The organism is Thiobacter sp. AK1 (assembly GCF_039822265.1).
Taxonomy (GTDB): domain Bacteria; phylum Pseudomonadota; class Gammaproteobacteria; order Burkholderiales; family Thiobacteraceae; genus Thiobacter; species Thiobacter aerophilum.
Genome location: NZ_JBAJEX010000003.1, coordinates 1 through 16791, shown reverse-complemented (window position 1 = coordinate 16791; position 16791 = coordinate 1). Strand labels below are relative to the sequence as shown.

21 protein-coding genes and 2 pseudogenes are annotated in these 16791 nt (G+C 61.2%); 18 read left to right on the top strand and 5 right to left on the bottom strand.

The features are described from left to right. Positions 1-11: 11 nt before the first annotated feature. The 10 genes from gshA (at position 12) to lipB (ending at position 8965) form a co-directional block, all read left to right on the top strand. Positions 12-1304 (top strand): glutamate--cysteine ligase, encoded by a 1293-nt coding sequence (gshA, locus tag V6E02_RS05010; protein WP_347307676.1) that lies wholly within the window; start codon positions 12-14, stop codon positions 1302-1304. Positions 1305-1377: 73 nt separating this feature from the next. Beyond that, complete coding sequence (gene gshB, locus V6E02_RS05005) at positions 1378-2313, top strand: glutathione synthase (RefSeq protein ID WP_347307675.1); 936 nt, start codon at positions 1378-1380, stop codon at positions 2311-2313. Further along, on the top strand, positions 2310-3377 hold the full coding sequence (locus tag V6E02_RS05000; RefSeq protein WP_347307674.1) for an FAD:protein FMN transferase: 1068 nt from the start codon (positions 2310-2312) through the stop codon (positions 3375-3377). Before gshB ends, V6E02_RS05000 begins: the two co-directional genes overlap by 4 nt. 146 nt (positions 3378-3523) lie before the next feature. Further along, positions 3524-3937 carry a PTS sugar transporter subunit IIA gene (locus tag V6E02_RS04995; RefSeq protein WP_347307673.1) on the top strand — a complete coding sequence of 138 codons (414 nt, stop codon included), beginning with the start codon at positions 3524-3526 and terminating at the stop codon, positions 3935-3937. Beyond that, entirely contained in the window at positions 3918-4187 is a 270-nt protein-coding gene (locus V6E02_RS04990) for an HPr family phosphocarrier protein (RefSeq protein ID WP_347307672.1), read from the top strand. Before V6E02_RS04995 ends, V6E02_RS04990 begins: the two co-directional genes overlap by 20 nt. Positions 4188-4254: 67 nt before the next feature. Further along, positions 4255-5985 carry a phosphoenolpyruvate--protein phosphotransferase gene (gene ptsP / locus V6E02_RS04985; RefSeq protein ID WP_347307671.1) on the top strand — a complete coding sequence of 577 codons (1731 nt, stop codon included), beginning with the start codon at positions 4255-4257 and terminating at the stop codon, positions 5983-5985. Between the two features lie 76 nt (positions 5986-6061). Further along, the gene (locus tag V6E02_RS04980) at positions 6062-7201 is read left to right on the top strand and encodes a D-alanyl-D-alanine carboxypeptidase family protein (RefSeq protein ID WP_347307670.1); all 1140 of its coding nucleotides are present in this window, start codon (positions 6062-6064) and stop codon (positions 7199-7201) included. Between the two features lie 20 nt (positions 7202-7221). Beyond that, a complete protein-coding gene (locus tag V6E02_RS04975; protein WP_347307918.1) occupies positions 7222-8046 on the top strand; it encodes a D-amino acid aminotransferase in 825 nt (274 codons plus the stop codon). Next, positions 8043-8315: a YbeD family protein gene (locus V6E02_RS04970; RefSeq protein WP_347307669.1), complete on the top strand. Its 273-nt coding sequence runs from the start codon at positions 8043-8045 to the stop codon at positions 8313-8315. Before V6E02_RS04975 ends, V6E02_RS04970 begins: the two co-directional genes overlap by 4 nt. Continuing rightward, on the top strand, positions 8312-8965 hold the full coding sequence (lipB, locus tag V6E02_RS04965; protein WP_347307668.1) for a lipoyl(octanoyl) transferase LipB: 654 nt from the start codon (positions 8312-8314) through the stop codon (positions 8963-8965). Before V6E02_RS04970 ends, lipB begins: the two co-directional genes overlap by 4 nt. Here lipB and V6E02_RS12995 read toward each other — a convergent pair. The 3 genes and pseudogenes from V6E02_RS12995 to V6E02_RS12985 all read right to left on the bottom strand — a co-directional run. After that, positions 8962-9216: a tyrosine-type recombinase/integrase gene (locus V6E02_RS12995; protein ID WP_430626772.1), complete on the bottom strand. Its 255-nt coding sequence runs from the start codon at positions 9214-9216 to the stop codon at positions 8962-8964. The two genes, lipB and V6E02_RS12995, sit on opposite strands and share 4 nt — an antisense overlap. Positions 9217-9392: 176 nt before the next feature. After that, positions 9393-9566, bottom strand: a complete 174-nt coding sequence (locus V6E02_RS12990; RefSeq protein ID WP_430626776.1) for a tyrosine-type recombinase/integrase — start codon at positions 9564-9566, stop codon at positions 9393-9395. A gap of 147 nt (positions 9567-9713) precedes the next feature. Next, a pseudogene (locus V6E02_RS12985) lies at positions 9714-9952 on the bottom strand (phage integrase N-terminal SAM-like domain-containing protein); the annotation flags it as partial. Between the two features lie 135 nt (positions 9953-10087). Here V6E02_RS12985 and V6E02_RS04955 point away from each other — a divergent pair. From V6E02_RS04955 to V6E02_RS04920, 8 genes are all read left to right on the top strand, one after another. Beyond that, the gene (locus V6E02_RS04955) at positions 10088-10501 is read left to right on the top strand and encodes a hypothetical protein (protein WP_347307667.1); all 414 of its coding nucleotides are present in this window, start codon (positions 10088-10090) and stop codon (positions 10499-10501) included. 71 nt (positions 10502-10572) lie between these two features. Next, positions 10573-10890, top strand: a complete 318-nt coding sequence (locus V6E02_RS04950; RefSeq protein ID WP_347307666.1) for a hypothetical protein — start codon at positions 10573-10575, stop codon at positions 10888-10890. Between the two features lie 88 nt (positions 10891-10978). Then, positions 10979-11515 (top strand): hypothetical protein, encoded by a 537-nt coding sequence (locus tag V6E02_RS04945; protein ID WP_347307665.1) that lies wholly within the window; start codon positions 10979-10981, stop codon positions 11513-11515. A 520-nt stretch (positions 11516-12035) separates the two neighbouring features. Further along, on the top strand, positions 12036-12461 hold the full coding sequence (locus V6E02_RS04940) for a hypothetical protein (RefSeq protein WP_347307664.1): 426 nt from the start codon (positions 12036-12038) through the stop codon (positions 12459-12461). A 67-nt stretch (positions 12462-12528) separates the two neighbouring features. Continuing rightward, positions 12529-14400, top strand: coding sequence for a GmrSD restriction endonuclease domain-containing protein (locus V6E02_RS04935; protein ID WP_347307663.1), 1872 nt, complete (start codon positions 12529-12531; stop codon positions 14398-14400). Positions 14401-14498: 98 nt separating this feature from the next. Next, positions 14499-15113 (top strand): hypothetical protein, encoded by a 615-nt coding sequence (locus V6E02_RS04930; protein ID WP_347307662.1) that lies wholly within the window; start codon positions 14499-14501, stop codon positions 15111-15113. A 129-nt stretch (positions 15114-15242) separates the two neighbouring features. Continuing rightward, positions 15243-15482: a DUF4160 domain-containing protein gene (locus V6E02_RS04925; protein WP_347307661.1), complete on the top strand. Its 240-nt coding sequence runs from the start codon at positions 15243-15245 to the stop codon at positions 15480-15482. Next, entirely contained in the window at positions 15454-15735 is a 282-nt protein-coding gene (locus V6E02_RS04920) for a DUF2442 domain-containing protein (protein ID WP_347307660.1), read from the top strand. Before V6E02_RS04925 ends, V6E02_RS04920 begins: the two co-directional genes overlap by 29 nt. 130 nt (positions 15736-15865) lie before the next feature. On the opposite strand, the gene V6E02_RS04915 is transcribed toward V6E02_RS04920, so the two are convergent. Together V6E02_RS04915 and glmM are read right to left on the bottom strand one after the other, a co-directional pair. Next, positions 15866-16018, bottom strand: a complete 153-nt coding sequence (locus tag V6E02_RS04915; RefSeq protein ID WP_347307659.1) for a hypothetical protein — start codon at positions 16016-16018, stop codon at positions 15866-15868. Positions 16019-16411: 393 nt separating this feature from the next. Next, a pseudogene (gene glmM / locus V6E02_RS04910) lies at positions 16412-16678 on the bottom strand (phosphoglucosamine mutase); the annotation flags it as partial. Between the last annotated feature and the right edge of the window lie 113 nt (positions 16679-16791).

The following is a 16791-nucleotide window of genomic DNA, read 5'->3' as shown; positions in this document are numbered from 1 at the left end:
AGCAGGTCATCATGGTTCCCCATCTCACCACCGCCCTTACCGGCCCGCTGCTGTCCCTGGAAAAACGCATCCTGGAGGCGATGCCGGAAATCGAGCACTGGTTTCGCCTCAAGTGGCAGGAGCACAGTGTGCCTTTCTACGCATCGGTCGATCTGCGCAATGCGGGCTTCAAGGTGGCGCCGGTGGACACGAATCTGTTCCCGGGTGGCTTCAATAACCTCAACCGCGATTTCCTGCCCCTGTGTGTGCACGCGGCCATGTCGGCCGTGGAGAAGATTTGTCCCGACGCCCGGCGTTTTTTGATCGTCCCGGAGAGCCACACACGCAATCTCTACTACCTGGCCAATGTGGCGGCGCTCGCTTACATTCTGCGTCATGCGGGGCTGGAGGTCCGCGTCGGCACCCTCATTCCGGACATTACCCGCGCCACGCCCATTGCATTGCCTACCGGTGAGACGATCACGCTCGAACCCATGCATCGGGACGGTGACCGGCTGGTGCTTGCGGGCTTTGATCCTTGCGCGATCCTGCTCAACAACGATCTCTCGGGCGGCGTGCCGCAGCTTCTCGAGGGGGTGAAGCAGCCCATCATTCCGCCCCTCCACGCGGGCTGGCATACGCGCCGTAAGTCCGTGCACTTTGCCAATTATTCGCGGGTGGCGGCCGAGTTCGCTGCCCTGATCGGCATCGACCCCTGGCTCATCGATCCGTACTTTGAGACCTGCGGCCGCATCAACTTCCGCGAACGGAAAGGGGAGGAATGCCTGGCTGCCAAGGTGGAAGCGATGCTGGAAAAGATTCGCGCGCGCTACCGCGAAAACGGCATCACCGAGGAACCGTTCGTCATCATCAAGGCGGATGCCGGCACCTATGGTATGGGCATCATGACGGCTAAGCGTCCGGAGGATGTGCGCGAGCTCAACCGCAATCAGCGCAAGAAAATGGCAGTGGTCAAGGAAGGCCTCGCGGTCAGCGAGGTACTGATTCAGGAAGGGGTCTATACCTTCGAAAGCATCAACGAGGCGGTGGCCGAGCCGGTGGTGTACATGATCGACCACTACGTGGTGGGTGGCTTCTACCGTGTACACACGGGCCGGGGCAAGGATGAGAATCTCAATTCTCCCGGCATGCACTTCGTTCCCCTTTCTTTCGAGACCGCTTGCTCGCTGCCTGAAACCGAGGCGCGTCCTGACGCGCCACCCAACCGTTTCTACACCTATGGCGTGATCGCGCGCCTGGCGCTGCTCGCGGCGTCGCTGGAGCTAGAACAGACGGATCCGCGGCGCGCAGGGGGTGCGACCTGATAGCGAACGGCCCATGTCATCCCGTGCGCCTTTGGGCTGCGCGCTTACTGTCGATTCCCTCTAGGGGGCCCTCATGCGGCTAGCCATCCTGCTCGACCCGCTGGAACACATCAAGGTCTACAAGGACACGACCTTCGCGATCATGCGAGAGGCGGCGCGGCGTGGCCATGCCCTGTTCGTGCTGGAGCAGGGCGATTTGTGGCTCGAGGGGACAGAGGTGTGGGCCCGCGTGCGGCGCCTCGACCTCATCGACGATGCCCGGTCCTGGTATTCGCTGGGCGAGCCCAAGATCCATGTCCTGGGGGATTTCGACTGGGTGCTCATGCGCAAAGACCCGCCGTTCGATCTCGAGTACGTTTACACCACTTATTTGCTGGAGCTGGCGGAACGCCAGGGTGCGCGCATCTTCAACCGTCCCGCCGCCATCCGCGACTATAACGAGAAACTCGCCATTGCCCGCTTTCCCCAGTTCGTGGCGCCCACCCTCGTGAGCCGTGAGATGGCGCGGCTGCGCGCCTTCATCGAAGCTCAGGGGGACGCTGTGATCAAACCGCTCAACGCCATGGGCGGCGCTGGCGTGTTCCGTGTCTCACCTGCGGATCCCAATCTCAGCGTAATCCTGGAGACCATGACCCAACTGGGTACGCGCACCGTCATGGCCCAGCGCTACATCCCGGAAATCCGGGCCGGCGACAAGCGCATCCTGCTCATCGACGGCGAGCCCGTGCCTTGGGCGCTGGCGCGCATTCCCAAGGCCGGGGAGACGCGGGGCAACCTTGCCGCCGGTGGCCGCGGCGTAGCCCAGCCCTTGAGCGACCGCGACTGGGAAATCGCCACCACCCTCGGCCCGGTGTTGAAGAGCGAGGGGCTGTTCCTGGTGGGGTTGGACGTGATCGGCGATTGGCTGACGGAGATCAATGTCACCAGTCCCACCGGCATGCAGGAGATCACGGCCCAGACGGGGTTTGAGGTGGCCGCCAAGTTCATGGATGCGCTGGAGCGGCAATGATGCCTTTGCCGTTTGCTTCCAGCGCGCGGAGGTGGTGGCTTTCCCTGGCGGTGCTCGCCTGGCTCGTGTCACTGGCGGGTTGTGGCGATGCGCCGGTTCATCGGCAGCAAGCGTATGTGTTCGGCACCCTGGTAGAGGTCGTCATCCAGGGTGAGCCGCCGGAAAAGGCGCAGGCGGCGGCAGGCGAGGTGCTGCGCGGGTTCGACCGAATGAACCGCGACTTCCATGCGTGGAAGCCGGGACCCCTCACCGCCCTCAATGCGGCTTTCGCCAAGGGTGAGACTGCGCCTGTGTCCGCGGAACTTGCCGCCGCCATCGAGGATGCGCGCCGCTGGTGGGTGGCCTCGGAAGGTCTGTTCAATCCCGCCATCGGCCGGCTCATCGCCCTGTGGGGTTTTGAGTCCGATGAATTCAAACCCGTGCGGCCTGATCCCGCGGCCATCGACAAGCTGGTCGCGGCCCATCCAGGCATGGGGGACATCGTCATCGCCGAAGGCCGGGCGGCAAGCCGCAATCCTGCCGTGCAACTGGACTTCGGCGGCTACGCCAAGGGACTTGCCCTGGACCGGGCGGCCGCGCAGCTCAAGGCGGCAGGCATTCGCAATGCGCTCATCAACATCGGTGGCAACATCCTCGCCCTGGGGCGCGCTGGCGACCGTCCTTGGCATGTGGGCATCCAGCATCCGCGCCGGGCAGGGGTGCTCGCCGAACTGGATTTGCAGGATGGCGAAGCCATCGGCACCTCGGGCGACTACCAGCGTTATTTCGAAGCGGAGGGCCGACGCTACTGTCATATCATCGACCCCCGCACCGGCTGGCCGGTCCAGGGGGTGCAGGCGGTCACGGTGCTGGTGCCGCCCGGGCCGCAAGCGGGCGTGCGTTCGGATGTGCTGTCCAAGCCCCTGTTCATTGCCGGTCCCGGAGCCTGGCGTCAAGTAGCTGAAAAACTGCAGGTTCGTCAGGCCCTGCTAGTGGATGGGGAGGGTAGAATATTCGTCACGCAGGGGCTGGCGCGGCGCCTCAAATTCGCGCCGGATGTGCCCAAGGTCGTGGTCGTACCCTGAGCGGGCCGCGTCCTTGGGGCTTGCCAGTCGGCCTGGCACGAATATTTCTTTCAATCCGAGACCGGCGCCAGGTACGCCGGTGGCAAGGCAACGGGCTAAGTTGCCACGAGCGGAAGACTGGGGATCGCCCACACGAGGATGGCATCATGATCGGGATTTTGATCATCGCCCACGGCGCCTTGGGCGAGAGTCTCATCCACTGCGCAAGCCATGTGTTCGGCAGCCGGCCGCCGCGCCTGCGTCAGCTGGGTGTGAGTGTGCACGACGAGCCCGCCGCCCTACTGCCGCAGGCACGGGCCCTGGTAGCGGAGCTGGATGACGGCAGCGGCGTGCTGGTGCTGTCGGACATCTACGGCGCGACGCCCTGCAACATCGGCTGTCGGCTGCTTCAGCCCGGCAAGGTGGAAGTGGTGGCCGGCGTGAACCTACCCATGCTGGTGCGGGCATTGACTTATCGGGAACAGCCGCTAAGCGTGGTGGTGGAAAAAGCCATCAGCGGCGGTCGGGAAGGCGTCATCGAGGTATCGAGAGAGGCGTGCAGTGTTGCAGCAGGACGTTGAAATCATCAACAAGCTGGGCCTGCATGCACGTGCCTCGGCGAAACTCTCCCAGCTCGCGGGCCAGTTCAAGAGCGATATCTTCCTGGAACGCAATGGCAATCGCGTCAATGCGAAAAGCATCATGGGCGTGATGATGCTGGCGGCCGCCAAGGGCAGCACCATTCGCATCGAGACCAACGGGCCCGACGAGGCCGAGGCCATGGCGGCCCTCACCAGGCTGATTCGCGACAAGTTCGGGGAGGGACAGTGACCGTTTGGCGGCAACATCGTGACGCGCCTGCGCGCCCCTGGCGCGGCGTTCTGGTCCAGGGGCGGGTATGAGCTTCACCATGCACGGCGTGGCGGTGTCCGGTGGCATCGCCATCGGTTTCGCCCATTTGGTCTCCCACGCCGCGCTCGACGTCCCCCATTACGCCCTGCCCCGTCACCTGCTGGAAGAAGAAAAAGCCCGCTTCGATGCCGCCGTGGCCGCCGTGCGGGCGGAGCTGGAAGCCACGCGCGAGCACATCCCGCCCAATGCGCCGCCGGAAGTGGAGGCCTTTCTCCAGGTGCACCTGATGATCCTGAATGACACCAGCCTCTCCAAGGTGCCCAAGCAGTTAATCGAAGCCCAGCAGTGCAACGCGGAGTGGGCGCTGGCGCAGCAGATGGAGAACCTGCTGGACCAATTCGAGAGCATCGAGGACCCTTACTTGCGCGAGCGCAAGCAGGACGTGATCCAGGTGGTGGAGAAGGTGCTCAAGCAGCTGCTGGGGCATCCCGGCATGCCGGCGGAAGGGCGCAGCCCGGAGGAGACCAGCATCCTGGTGGCCCATGACTTGTCGCCAGCGGACATGATCCTATTCAAGCGCCACCAGTTCGCCGCCTTCATCACGGACGTGGGCGGTGCCACTTCCCACACTGCCATTCTCGCGCGTAGCCTCAACATTCCCTGCGTGGTGGCGTTGCACCATGCGCGCAGTCTGATCCGCGAGCACGAGCTACTCATCGTGGATGGTGAACAGGGCGTGGTCATCGTCAATCCGGACCAGCACGTGCTGGCCGAGTACCAGCTGCGCAAGAACCAGTGGGAGATCGACCGTCAGAAGCTCAAGCGCATCGTTCAGGCGCAGACACGCACCCTGGACGGCACGCCAGTGGAACTACACGCCAACATCGAGCTGCCCCAGGACGTGGCCCAGGTGAAAGAGAACGGCGCCACCGGCATCGGCCTATTCCGCAGCGAGTTCTTGTTCATGAACCGCCGCGACCTACCGAGTGAGGATGAGCAATTCGAGTTCTACCGCAGGGTGGTGGAGGAGATGGATGGCGCACCGGTGACCATCCGTACTCTCGATCTCGGGGCCGACAAGCAGCTCACCCACATGGAGCGACCGGCCAGCGCCAATCCCGCCCTGGGCTTGCGCGCTATCCGCCTGTGTCTAGCCGAGCCCCATCTCTTCCACACCCAGCTGCGCGCCATCTTGCGTGCCTCCCATTATGGCCGGGTGCAGATCCTCATTCCCATGCTCGCCACCATGCAGGAGCTCGACCAGACCTTGCATCTGCTCGAGGTGGCCAAGCACAGCTTGGAAGCGGACGGTCTCCCCTACGACAAGGGCGTCAAGGTCGGGGGCATGATCGAAATCCCCGCTGCCGCCCTCACGGTTCAGGTCTTCGTGAAGAAGCTGGACTTCCTCTCCATCGGCACCAACGACCTGATCCAGTACACGCTGGCAATCGACCGCACCGACGATGCGGTGGCGCATCTTTACGATCCCCTGCATCCTGCGGTGCTGCAGCTGGTGGCACACACCATCCGCACTGCCCATCGCAACGGCACGCCGGTGGCCGTGTGTGGCGAGATGGCCGGCGATCCCAGCCTCACCCGGCTCCTGCTGGGCTTTGGTCTGCGCGAGTTCTCCATGCACCCGGCCCATCTGCTCGCCGTCAAGCAGCAGGTGCTGAAGACCAACCTGCCGGAAGTAGCGAACCTGGTGAGCAAGATGCTCAAGACCGAGCACCCGGAAAAGATGCGGGCGTTGCTTGCGCGGCTCAACAACCTGTAGGCGCGATCACCAGGCGGCGGGAACCTTCGCGCTATAATCCGATCCTTTCCGCAGTCTTCCCGTGCCTTTCCTTCCCATGAAAAAACTGCTGTTTGCGTTCCTGTTGCTTATCCATGCCACGTTCGTGCATGGGGAGAGCCGTCTTCTGCCGCCGCCGCCAGCGCCCGACATCGCCGCCCGGTCCTGGGTGCTGCTGGATTTCCAGAGCGGGCAAGTGCTCACCGCACACAACCCGGACATGCGCATTGAGCCCGCTTCGCTGACCAAGCTGATGACGGCGTATCTCAGCTTCACCGCCATCCGCCAAGGCCGGCTCAAGCTGGACCAGACCCTGCCCGTATCTGAAAAGGCTTGGCGCACGGAGGGCTCGCGCATGTTCCTCGATCCCAGGACGCCGGCGCGCGTGGACGATCTGCTCAAGGGCATGATCGTGCAGTCCGGCAACGATGCCTGCATCACGCTGGCCGAGGGTATTGCCGGTACCGAGGAAGCCTTCGCCGAGCTCATGAACCGAGAGGCGAAGCGGCTCGGGCTTTCCAACACCCATTTCATGAATTCCACCGGCCTGCCTCATCCCCAGCACTATTCCACGGCACGCGATCTGGCTTTGCTGGCGGCGGCCCTGATCCGCGACTTCCCGGAGTTCTATCCGCTGTATGCGCTGAAGGAATTCACTTACAACCGCATCACCCAGCCCAACCGCAACAGGCTGCTGTGGCAGGATCCCTACGTGGATGGAGTCAAGACCGGCCATACCGAGGCGGCGGGTTACTGTCTGATCGCCTCCGCCCGGCGCGGCCAGATGCGGCTCATCTCGGTGGTCACCGGCGCCGCCTCCGACAATGCGCGCACTGCGGAAAGCCAGAAACTGCTCAATTACGGCTTCCAGTTCTATGAGACCTACCGCCTCTACCAGAAGGGCCAGACCGTGGCCACCCTGCCGGTGTACAAGGGCGCCTCCAACACGGTGAAGGCGGGCTTCGATCGCGATGTGTACCTATCCCTGCCCAAGGGGTGGTATGCCCAGGCCAAGGCCAGCCTGATGAGCCGGCAGCCTCTGCTGGCCCCCCTGACCCAGGGACAGGCCGTGGGCACCCTTACCATCCAGATTGAGGGCAAGCCCTACGCCAGCTACACGCTGCAGGCGCTCACCGAGGTGCCGGTGGCGGGCATGTTTGGCCGCGCCTGGGATACGGTGAAGCTGTGGTTCAAGTGATTTACCTCAACGGCGAGTGGATGCCCCTGGAACAGGGCAGGGTGTCCGTACTGGACCGGGGCTTTATTTTCGGCGACGGCGTGTACGAGGTGATTCCCGTCTATTCACGTCGGCCCTTCCGGCTAGCCGAACACCTGCGACGCCTACAGTACAGCCTGGACCAGATTAAGCTCGCCACCCCCCACGACGAGGCAGCGTGGACTCGACTCATCGGCGAGCTCATCGCCCGTAACGCGGGTGAGGACCAGTATCTCTATTTGCAAGTCACGCGTGGTCCCGCCAAGCGCGACCACGCCTTCCCGCAGCAGGTGACCCCCACCGTGTTCATGATGAGCACCCCGCTTGCTCCACCCGATCCGGTGCTCAAGGCGAGCGGTGTTACCGCCATCACCGCGGTGGACAACCGGTGGCTGCGCTGCGACATCAAGTCGATCTCGCTTTTGCCCAACGTCCTGCTGCGTCAACTGGCAGTGGAGGCGGGCGCAATGGAAGCGGTGCTGCTACGCGACGGTTTCCTCACCGAAGGTGCAGCGAGCAACATTTTCGTGGTGAAGGCAGGGGCCCTGTATGCGCCCCCCAAGGACCATCTGATGCTGGCGGGCATCACCTACGACGTGGTGGTGGAACTCGCCCGACAAGATGGCATGCCGGTACACATCCGCCCCATTGCCGAGGCTGAGGTGCGCGCGGCGGACGAACTGTGGCTCACCTCCTCGACGCGGGAGGTGTTGCCCATCACGGCCCTGGACGGCCAAGCCGTGGGGACTGGGCGGCCCGGCCCCCTGTTCCAGCGCATGGATGCCCTCTACCAGGCCTACAAGGCCACCACCATGCGAGGGAAATGAACATGGGCGCACAAAAATGCGTGATGGAATTCCCTATGGACTTCCCCATCAAGATCATGGGCGAGTCACGAGACGAATTTGCGCAAACCATCGTGGAAATCGTCTTGCGTCACGCGCCGGATTACGACGTGGCCAGCACCGAGATGCGGCCCTCCCGATTGGGCCGTTACCTAAGCCTCACCTGCACCATTCGCGCCACGTCCCAGGCTCAGCTCGATGCCCTGTACACCGAGCTAAGCCGTCATCCCCTAGTGAAGGTGGTCTTGTGACGCGACTCACCCGCGGCCAAACGGGTGAGAACGCCGCCTCCCAACACGCCGCGCTGATCGTGCGCCACCTCGGCCGCGTCGAGTACGAGCCCACCTGGCACGCCATGCAGGATTTCACCGCCCGGCGCGGCCCCGACACGCCGGACGAGCTCTGGCTGCTGGAACATCCGCCCATCTATACCCTGGGGCTCGCTGGCAAGCGCGAACACATCCTGCAAGTGACCCACATCCCCATCCTCCCCGTCGACCGCGGCGGCCAGGTCACCTACCACGGCCCGGGCCAGCTCATTGCCTACCTGCTGCTCGACCTGAAGCGGCGCGGCTTAAGCGTGCGTGAGCTGGTCAACCGCATGGAACAGGCTGTGATCGATCTGCTGGCTGACTACGGAATAGAAGGCCAGCGCCGCGACAAGGCGCCGGGCGTGTACGTGGACGGAAAAAAAATCGCCGCGCTCGGACTGCGCATCAGACACGGTATGAGCTACCACGGCCTCGCCCTCAACGTGGACATGGACCTTGCGCCCTTCAGCGCCATCAACCCTTGCGGCTATGAGGGGCTAAAGGTCACGCAGCTTAGCGAGCTGGGCGTGGACGAGCCGCTCGATCAGGTGGGCGAACGCCTGCGGGTGCGCCTGGAGGCTTGCCTCTAGCGATCCAAGGGACTCACCACGCCGCGCCCGCCTCGATTGAGCACATGGGTGTAGATCATGGTGGTCTGCACGTCCTTGTGGCCAAGCAGTGCCTGCACGGTGCGGATGTCGTAGCCGGATTGAAGCAGGTGGGTGGCAAAGGAATGGCGCGGCGTATGCGCCGTGGCAGGCTTGGCAATCTCGGCATCGCGCACCGCCTGACGCACCGCCCGCTGCACGGCCTGATCGCTGACATGATGCCGCCTTTCCACCCCGCTGCGCGGGTCCTGCGAGCGCCCAGCCGCCGGGAATACATATTGCCACCCCACGCACGGCCCGTATTCGGATACTTGCGGGCAAGAGCAAAGGGCAGATACACCTCGCCGAAGCCTTTCTGCAGATCATCATCATGCAAGCGCTTCACCGCTACGAGGTGGGCCTAAAGCGGCTACACCAGGCTGACGGTCAACATCGTGACCCGATCCTTGTTGCCCTTGCCTTCCCTCACCACGATCTCGCGCCGGTGAAAATCCACGTCCTTCACGCGCAGACGAACGGCCTTCATGATGCGCATGCCGGTTCCGTACAATAGCCGCGCGATCAGGCCGATCGTCCCCTGCATGCGATCCAATAGGCGGGCCACCTCGCGCTCGATCAGCACCACCGGCAGCCGCCGCGGAGCCTTGGCTTGCTCCACCTCATCCAGCCAGGGCAATTCGATCCCCAGAACCTGCTTGTAAAGAAACAGCAACGCGCTCTTGGCCTGGTTCTGCGTGGCTGCGGCAACATTACCCTGCACCGCAAGATGGGTGAGGAATTGCTCGACCTCGGCGGCCCCATATCCTTGGGATGCCGCTTGTCATGAAAGCGGATATAACGCTTGATCCAGTCCGTGTACGCCTGTTGGGTGCGAATGCTATAGTGCTTCAGCCGAATCTTGTCGCGCACATGATCGAGCAGCTTGGGGCGGGAGGCAGAGGGAGAGCTGGGGGAGATGGCTTGACGCATTCTTTGTCCTTTTTAGGATGTCCGAAAAACTGCGCCGTATTGATTTTTATGAAGTTATGCTAGATATTTGATTTTATCCGTCAAGACGACGACATTCTTTTCGTCGTTTAGGACGGCTACTTTTTGTTAGAACTCATGACCGACAGCGAGCGTAGTTCCGAACACCACATCCAAGGAGAGGTTGCGCGTGGTCGAGCGCCGCTCGGCCTTTGGACATGGGTCTGGGCACTTCTGCTATCGATATTGGTGGCGCCGCCGTTCTATGGTTTCAATTCAATTGCTGCTTCATTTGCTGAGTTCTACGGATCATTTGGTTCAAATCTTCCATCACTCACAAAATCAGTGCTCGCGTCTTCTGCCTCTATTGCGGCCAACCTCCGCATAGCTTTAGGTACCCAAATCACTTTGCTTATTGCACTTGCGATAACTGCCGTAGTGCGCAGAGCTTTCTTTTTGGTCGCGTTAATTAATCTTGTTATCCTTTTGACCTTGGCTGCGATTCTTTATGTGCTATTTTTCTCTGGGAAAAGTGGTTTAGTAGCGCTATGAATTCTAACTCTGCATTTGAGAGCGACGCCCCAGCAGCAGGGCGCGCCTCAATTAATCGTTAGGGCCCTGTCATGTATAAAAATGCGGCTCGCTTTGCCCAGCGCTACTTAGAGAAGACTGGGAAGCTCGTTTCAGATGCTGGCCCTGCGAACTCCAACAGAAAAAGAAAAGCTGCAGCGGCTAAAGTTGCCTCATCTAGCAACGTTCCGTCCAATGTAGAAAACAATGGTAAATCAAAACTAAGGAAACCAAAAAACAGGTCCGGTAAGAAACGTACACCTCAAGTAGTTATCGCCATAGTTCACATGCAAACGGAGATCAAACCCACAGCAATGGAAATGGCATTTTTTCTTGCAAAAGCAAAACTGAAATCCAATGACAACAATTGACGCTTATGCCCTAACCCTGCATTCGAGCGGGACGCGCCAAAAGCGGCGCGCCCCTCAAGCTGCACGTTGGGCGTCATTAAGGTAAGCCATGGCTCTACTCGCTGAAGAAATTGTTGAAGAATGGTTGAACCGACAGGGATATTTCACGATTCGCGGAATCAAGATGGGCGTTCAAGAAATTGACCTGCTCGCGGTCAAATGGAACACATCTGGAAAGGCTGAGTGCCGCCACGTTGAAGTTCAGGCATCCATTCGCCCCGTTAGCTACATTTCTCAGGTTCCAAAAGAAGACCAAAAATCTGGTCGCGCTGCCAACAGCGCCAAACGCTCTCAAGAAGAACTGGAGCAAGGGGTGGCTGAGTGGGTGGAAAAGAAATTTCGGCGCTCCGACAAAAAAGCGCTTATGGCAAAGCTGTGGGGCGGCGAATGGTCATCCGAACTCGTGGTTAATGTCGTGAAATCCGAAGAAGAACTAAAGCTCATCGCCAGTCACGGAATCAAGATTCTCCGACTGAACGAGATAGTTTCCTCTCTCGTCAAAGATTCTTTTGTTATCGGTAGCGCCAGTGGCGCTGACATCGTTGACCTTATTCGCATGGGGTCTCACGTAGAGGGGGGCGCGTGATGCCCAACCCTACGGTCAAGCGGGACTGGCTTACAGCGGGCTTCGCCCGCCGCCAGCCAGCCCCTCACCTCAAACGTTAGCGCCTATGCCGGAACCATTTGAGGACGTCTCACGCTGGCCCGTTTCCCGCTATTTCCGCGAGGTGGTAGCGGCTCAACCTGATGGGCGAGTTTTGCTTTCTCTGGGAAGAGTCAACCTTATTGCGGGTTGTCTGCTCACTTTCTGGCTCGTTCTTGCTCCCCAGAGCAGCAGCCTTGGAGGGGTTCATGTCGTGCTTTTCCTTGGACTTCCTCTAGTCGGGTTTGTCTGGTTCCTCAAAGACATGCCTCCCCCCCAACTTACAACTTTTGAGCACATCGTGCGCGAGCCTTGGCAGCGCCAAATTTCCGTTGGCCTTCAACTTATTGTAGGGTTGGCACCATGGGCAGCTGCCGGCAGTGCTGTATTGTGCTAACACTGCGCTCCAGCGGGACCCTTCGCCGCAAAGCGGCTCGCGCCGCTGAGCTTCGACGTTAGGGACATGCTCACCTTTATCCGCCTCGTTGCCATTCTTCTCGGGTTCGCCTTGATCGCAGCCCCCTCTTACCTCGGGCTTATGTTCGCGTATGGCGTCGGCGAACCACCTGAGCCCGGAAGTTACCTTTTGTTCTTCGGCCCGCTGTTCATCATGGGGTTGGTGCTGGGCTTGGGGCCATTGCTTATTGGTCTTCCTCGCGTTGTTGCCGGTTCTGTCACCCCCAAAGCGCGGGTCGCCGCTGGCTTGCTTTTGTCTGTTTCTGCCGCGCTAATCGCCTTTTTGGGCATGGGCGGCTCCGTAACACGCGTGGTTTCGCCGGTCATTCTCTTGCTTGAGTTCGTTATGTTTGTTGTCTTCGTTTGGCCTGCGAAACCTTTTTCCGCTAACCCCTCGCTCCAGGGGGACGCGCCGCAAGCGGCGCGCCCCTGAGCTTGGACGTTAGACAGGAGAATCAGACCGTGACGCAGACCATCACGCGCATCAACGAGGTGACAGAATGATCGGCGCCAGCTTCGACAGCACCAAGACCTCCCTCCAAGACTTGCTCGCCCGGGCCGACAAGGGAAAGCTCCAGCTACCGGACTTTCAGCGCGGTTGGGTGTGGGACGACGAGCGGATCCGGAGCCTGATCGGCAGCGTCTCGGTCTCATTCCCGATCGGCGCCGTGATGCTCCTCGAAACAGGTGGCGCGCACGTTCGCTTCAAGCCACGCCCCCTTTCTGGTACGGACTCGGGCCTGCGCGGGGTCGCCCCCGAGGCGCTCATCCTCGACGGCCAACAGCGCCTCACCTCCCTCTACCAGGCGCTTCTCGGCAGGGAGGCTGTCGAGACCAGGGACCAGAAGGGAAAGCCCATCCGGCGCTGGTACTACCTCGATATGAAGAAGGCCCTCGCCAACGCCGACGAACGCGAAGACGCCGTGCTGAGCGTTCCTGAGGACCGGGTGGTCAAGACCTTCGGCGGAGAGATCGCGCTCGACGTAAGCACGCCCGAACGCGAGTACGCCGAGGATCTCTTTCCCGCGAACCGGATCTTCCAGAGCGCAGAGTGGCGGCAGGCCTACAACAAGTATTGGAACTACGCACCCGAGAAGATCCAGCTCTACGACGCTTTCGAGCGCGAGGTGATCAAGCGCTTCGAGCAGTACCAGGTGCCGGTGATCGAGCTGAAGAAGGAGACGCCGAAGGAGGCCGTCTGCCTCGTGTTCGAGCGCGTCAACACGGGCGGCGTAGCGCTCAACGTCTTCGAGCTTCTCACCGCGTCGTTCGCTGCAGACGACTTTCAGCTCCGCGACGACTGGGAGGCGCGAGAGAAGCGCCTTAAGAGCAGGCACCCCGTTCTTGCGAGCCTCCAGAACGACGATTTCCTCCAAGCGATCTCGCTCCTCGTCAGCCAGGAACGCCGTCGTGCCGCGCTCACGACTGGCCGAGCGGAACACGAGGCGCCCGGCATCAGTTGCAAGCGCAAGGACATCCTCAGGCTCGAAGTCGCCGATTGGAAGGCCTGGGCCGATAGCGTTGAGGAGGGATTCGTGCGTGCCGCGCGCTTTCTCCACGGCCAGAAGATCTTCAACGCGCGCGATCTCCCTTACCGCACCCAGCTCGTGCCGCTGGCGGCGATCTTTGTGGACCTAGGTAAGGACGGCGAGACCGATGGCACCCAGCAGAAGATCGCGCGTTGGTACTGGTGTGGTGTGTTCGGCGAGCTTTACGGTGGTGCCATCGAGACCCGCCTCGCCCGCGACCTGCCCGAGGTGGTCGCCTGGATACGCGGCGAGGCCACCGAGCCTGTGACCATCCGGGAATCGAGCTTCCAGGCGGGGCGACTGCTCACGCTCCGCACCCGGAACAGCGCCGCGTACAAGGGCCTCTACGCGCTTCTTATGCGCGACGGCGCGCACGACTTCCGCACGGGCGTGCCGATCGATGCCCAGACCTTCTACGACGACAAGGTGGACATCCACCACATCTTCCCCGAGCGCTGGTGCAAAGGCGCAGGGCTGCACCCCGGCGTCTACAACAGCGTGATCAACAAGACTGCGCTCGCTGCTCGCACCAACCGTCAGATCGGTGGCCGTGCGCCGTCCGAGTACTTGCCAGCCATCCAGAAGGCCGCCGGCATCGACGACGCCCGTCTAAACCAGATCCTGGAATCCCACGCAATCAACCCCGATCACCTGCGCAACGACAACTTCTGGGCCTTCTTCGCCGCCCGTGCTGAGGCGCTACTCCAGCGCATCGAAACGGCCACTGGCAAGGCGATCCCGCGCGAGCCGGCGCTCTTCCAGGCCGGTGCTGAGGTGGAGACCTACGACGAAGGGCCCGAGGAGTGGGAAAAAGAGCAAGCCATCGAGGATGTGGTATCGTGATCAGTGTACGGCAACAACTGTCTAACAACCGGTTGCAGCGGACGGTCCGCTGCGCGGCCCGCCGCTGAACCGGCGCGTTATGCATTCAAGGAGGCGCTATGCGCAAACCGTCGTCTGTAGGTGCACTGGAAAAGCTCGGGATGGTTCGTCTTTCTCGCTCGTTCTATATGCGCGAATTTTTGTATAGCGAAACAGCAAACTTTCACGGGCTGCAAAATATTCCAGATAACCCAGACCTGGCTATTGAGGTCGGCCGAAAACTCTGCGAGGAACTTCTTGAGCCGTTAAATGCAACCTTTGGGCGGGTTGCTGTACGCTCCTCATTTCGGTCCTGCGAAATAAACGCATTCTGTAACGAGCACAAATACGGTTGCGCCAATAACGAGGCGAACTACGGCAGGCACATTTGGGATCGCCTCGACGCTGAAGGGCTAAAAGGTGCTACTGCATGCATTGTACTTCCTTGGTTCACAGACCGTTACGAACAAGGAACTGATTGGCGGGCTCTCGCCTACTGGATTCACGACCATCTCCCATACAGTGAGCTTGAGTTTTTTCCAGCCATCTGTGCCTTCAATATCAGTTGGCATGAAAAACCAAAGAAATCCATCTATAGCTTTATCGAACCAAAGGGATATTTGCTGCGGGGACAGCACACGCCAAGTGGTCAATCAACCTTATATGCAGACTTCCCACCTTTGCGCCATGCATAACATGGCGCTCAAAAGGGACGCACGGCCAGCGGGCTTCGAAAGGTGGTCGGTTAATTCACCGCCCGTGCCTTCGGCAGGCGTCCCCGGTGCCGGGCGCCCCTTAGCTCTACGTTAGCCCACGAGAACCCCATGGCACCCACAGTCGTCCGCGATGGCCCGTTCAGGCTCTTCTTCTTTTCCCGGGAAGAGCCGAGAATGCATGTTCATGTCGCACATCCAGACGGCGAAGCCAAGTTCTGGATCGAACCCTCGGTGGCCCTGGCAAGTCATACGGGGCTGTCGCAGAAGGAATTGGCCGCTGCTGAAGAAGTCGTCCGCCGTCATTTGCAGGAGATCACCGATGCCTGGTACAAACACTTTGGCCGCTGAGGTCACGCACATTTCCAAGCATGGCTTCTGGCTGTTGCTTGGCGACGAAGAGCTGTTGATTCCATTCTCCGAGTTTCCATGGTTTCGCCAGGCAACCGTGGATCAACTTTGCAATGTTGAATGGCCTACGGCAGATCACCTTTACTGGCCTCTGCTCGATGTCGATCTATCGGTCGAGTCCATCCGACATCCCGAACGTTTTCCGCTGGTTTCCGCTGTTTCGGCTCTCAAGAAACACGCCCCAAGTAGTTGATTGGTAATGGTGCGTTCACGCGACTTCTGGATTGTTGATGAGTTTCGCCGAGTTTTTCGGCGCGCAGGGATAACTGGCGGACGACTCTTTCGCGGTAGCATTCTTCGAAGTAGTCCTGGCCCTGATCGGTCTATTCTTCACCCTTGGTCAGCATGGTGTAGATCAGCCGGGCCAGCTTGTGGGCGGCGGCGGTGACGGCCTTGGGCTTATCCATGCGCGCGCGCATGCGGCGAAAGTAGGCGCCCAGGGCCGACTGACTGGTGCGCAGGGCGGCAGCGGCCAATCGCAATGCCTGCGTGCACCGTTAGGGTCAGGCCTTTACTTTACGTGCACCGTTAGGGTCAGGCCTTTACTTTACACCCACCCCGCCATGCACCGTTAGGGTCAGGCCTTTACTTTACACCCACCCCGCCAAAACCAAACGAGAACGCCGGCGCCTGGGACAACCGCCCGCAGGAACGTGCTCACCCCTCAGGTTCCACAAAACATGCGGAATGCCGACATGGATGCTGCGGGCGCGGGTTCAGCCAGGGGAGCGTGGAGCGAGCTTTCGTCGAAGGGCTGGCGGAGGGCCGCCAGCACCCGCCCCAAAGGCGCGAGATCGCCGGTTCGCCCGGGGTGCGGATACGGGCTGAGCAGGCTCTGTGGCGGCGTGCAAGGGTGGATACCCCACACATCAAACCTGGGAACTGAGTGCTGCGCCGGCCAATGCGTCCGCCCAGGTGTGTGCCTGCGCCGCGTCGCGGGCTTCCACCATGACACGCAAAACGGGCTCGGTGCCACTGGCGCGAATCAGCACGCGCCCTTGCTGCCCCAGCGCTGCCTCAGCGGCGCGGACCATGTCGAGCAATGCCGCGTTGGCACGCCAGTCCGAACGGGTGTCGAAGCGCACGTTGCGCAGCACCTGGGGGTAGAGGGTCACGGGTGCGAGCAAGTCGGCCAACATCACCTCAAAGGGTCAGGCCTTTACCTTCTAGTTTGCTGCTCTCGCGTCCCCCTGACCTTCCCATTGCGATCCGCCAAGCTCCTGCACCATCCAGCGGCTCGCAAGTGGCC

Excerpts from the sequence above, each read along its gene's own strand:
- gshA (WP_347307676.1), top strand. The coding sequence starts at position 12 with ATGGTTCCCCATCTCACCACCGCCCTTACCGGCCCGCTGCTGTCCCTG.
- gshB (WP_347307675.1), top strand. The coding sequence starts at position 1,378 with ATGCGGCTAGCCATCCTGCTCGACCCGCTGGAACACATCAAGGTCTAC.
- V6E02_RS05000 (WP_347307674.1), top strand. The coding sequence starts at position 2,310 with ATGATGCCTTTGCCGTTTGCTTCCAGCGCGCGGAGGTGGTGGCTTTCC.
- V6E02_RS04995 (WP_347307673.1), top strand. The coding sequence starts at position 3,524 with ATGATCGGGATTTTGATCATCGCCCACGGCGCCTTGGGCGAGAGTCTC.
- ptsP (WP_347307671.1), top strand. The coding sequence starts at position 4,255 with ATGAGCTTCACCATGCACGGCGTGGCGGTGTCCGGTGGCATCGCCATC.
- V6E02_RS04980 (WP_347307670.1), top strand. The coding sequence starts at position 6,062 with ATGAAAAAACTGCTGTTTGCGTTCCTGTTGCTTATCCATGCCACGTTC.
- V6E02_RS04975 (WP_347307918.1), top strand. The coding sequence starts at position 7,222 with ATGCCCCTGGAACAGGGCAGGGTGTCCGTACTGGACCGGGGCTTTATT.
- V6E02_RS04970 (WP_347307669.1), top strand. The coding sequence starts at position 8,043 with ATGAACATGGGCGCACAAAAATGCGTGATGGAATTCCCTATGGACTTC.
- V6E02_RS12990 (WP_430626776.1), bottom strand. The coding sequence starts at position 9,566 with ATGCAGGGGACGATCGGCCTGATCGCGCGGCTATTGTACGGAACCGGC.
- V6E02_RS04955 (WP_347307667.1), top strand. The coding sequence starts at position 10,088 with ATGACCGACAGCGAGCGTAGTTCCGAACACCACATCCAAGGAGAGGTT.
- V6E02_RS04950 (WP_347307666.1), top strand. The coding sequence starts at position 10,573 with ATGTATAAAAATGCGGCTCGCTTTGCCCAGCGCTACTTAGAGAAGACT.
- V6E02_RS04945 (WP_347307665.1), top strand. The coding sequence starts at position 10,979 with ATGGCTCTACTCGCTGAAGAAATTGTTGAAGAATGGTTGAACCGACAG.
- V6E02_RS04940 (WP_347307664.1), top strand. The coding sequence starts at position 12,036 with ATGCTCACCTTTATCCGCCTCGTTGCCATTCTTCTCGGGTTCGCCTTG.
- V6E02_RS04935 (WP_347307663.1), top strand. The coding sequence starts at position 12,529 with ATGATCGGCGCCAGCTTCGACAGCACCAAGACCTCCCTCCAAGACTTG.
- V6E02_RS04930 (WP_347307662.1), top strand. The coding sequence starts at position 14,499 with ATGCGCAAACCGTCGTCTGTAGGTGCACTGGAAAAGCTCGGGATGGTT.
- V6E02_RS04925 (WP_347307661.1), top strand. The coding sequence starts at position 15,243 with ATGGCACCCACAGTCGTCCGCGATGGCCCGTTCAGGCTCTTCTTCTTT.
- V6E02_RS04920 (WP_347307660.1), top strand. The coding sequence starts at position 15,454 with ATGCCTGGTACAAACACTTTGGCCGCTGAGGTCACGCACATTTCCAAG.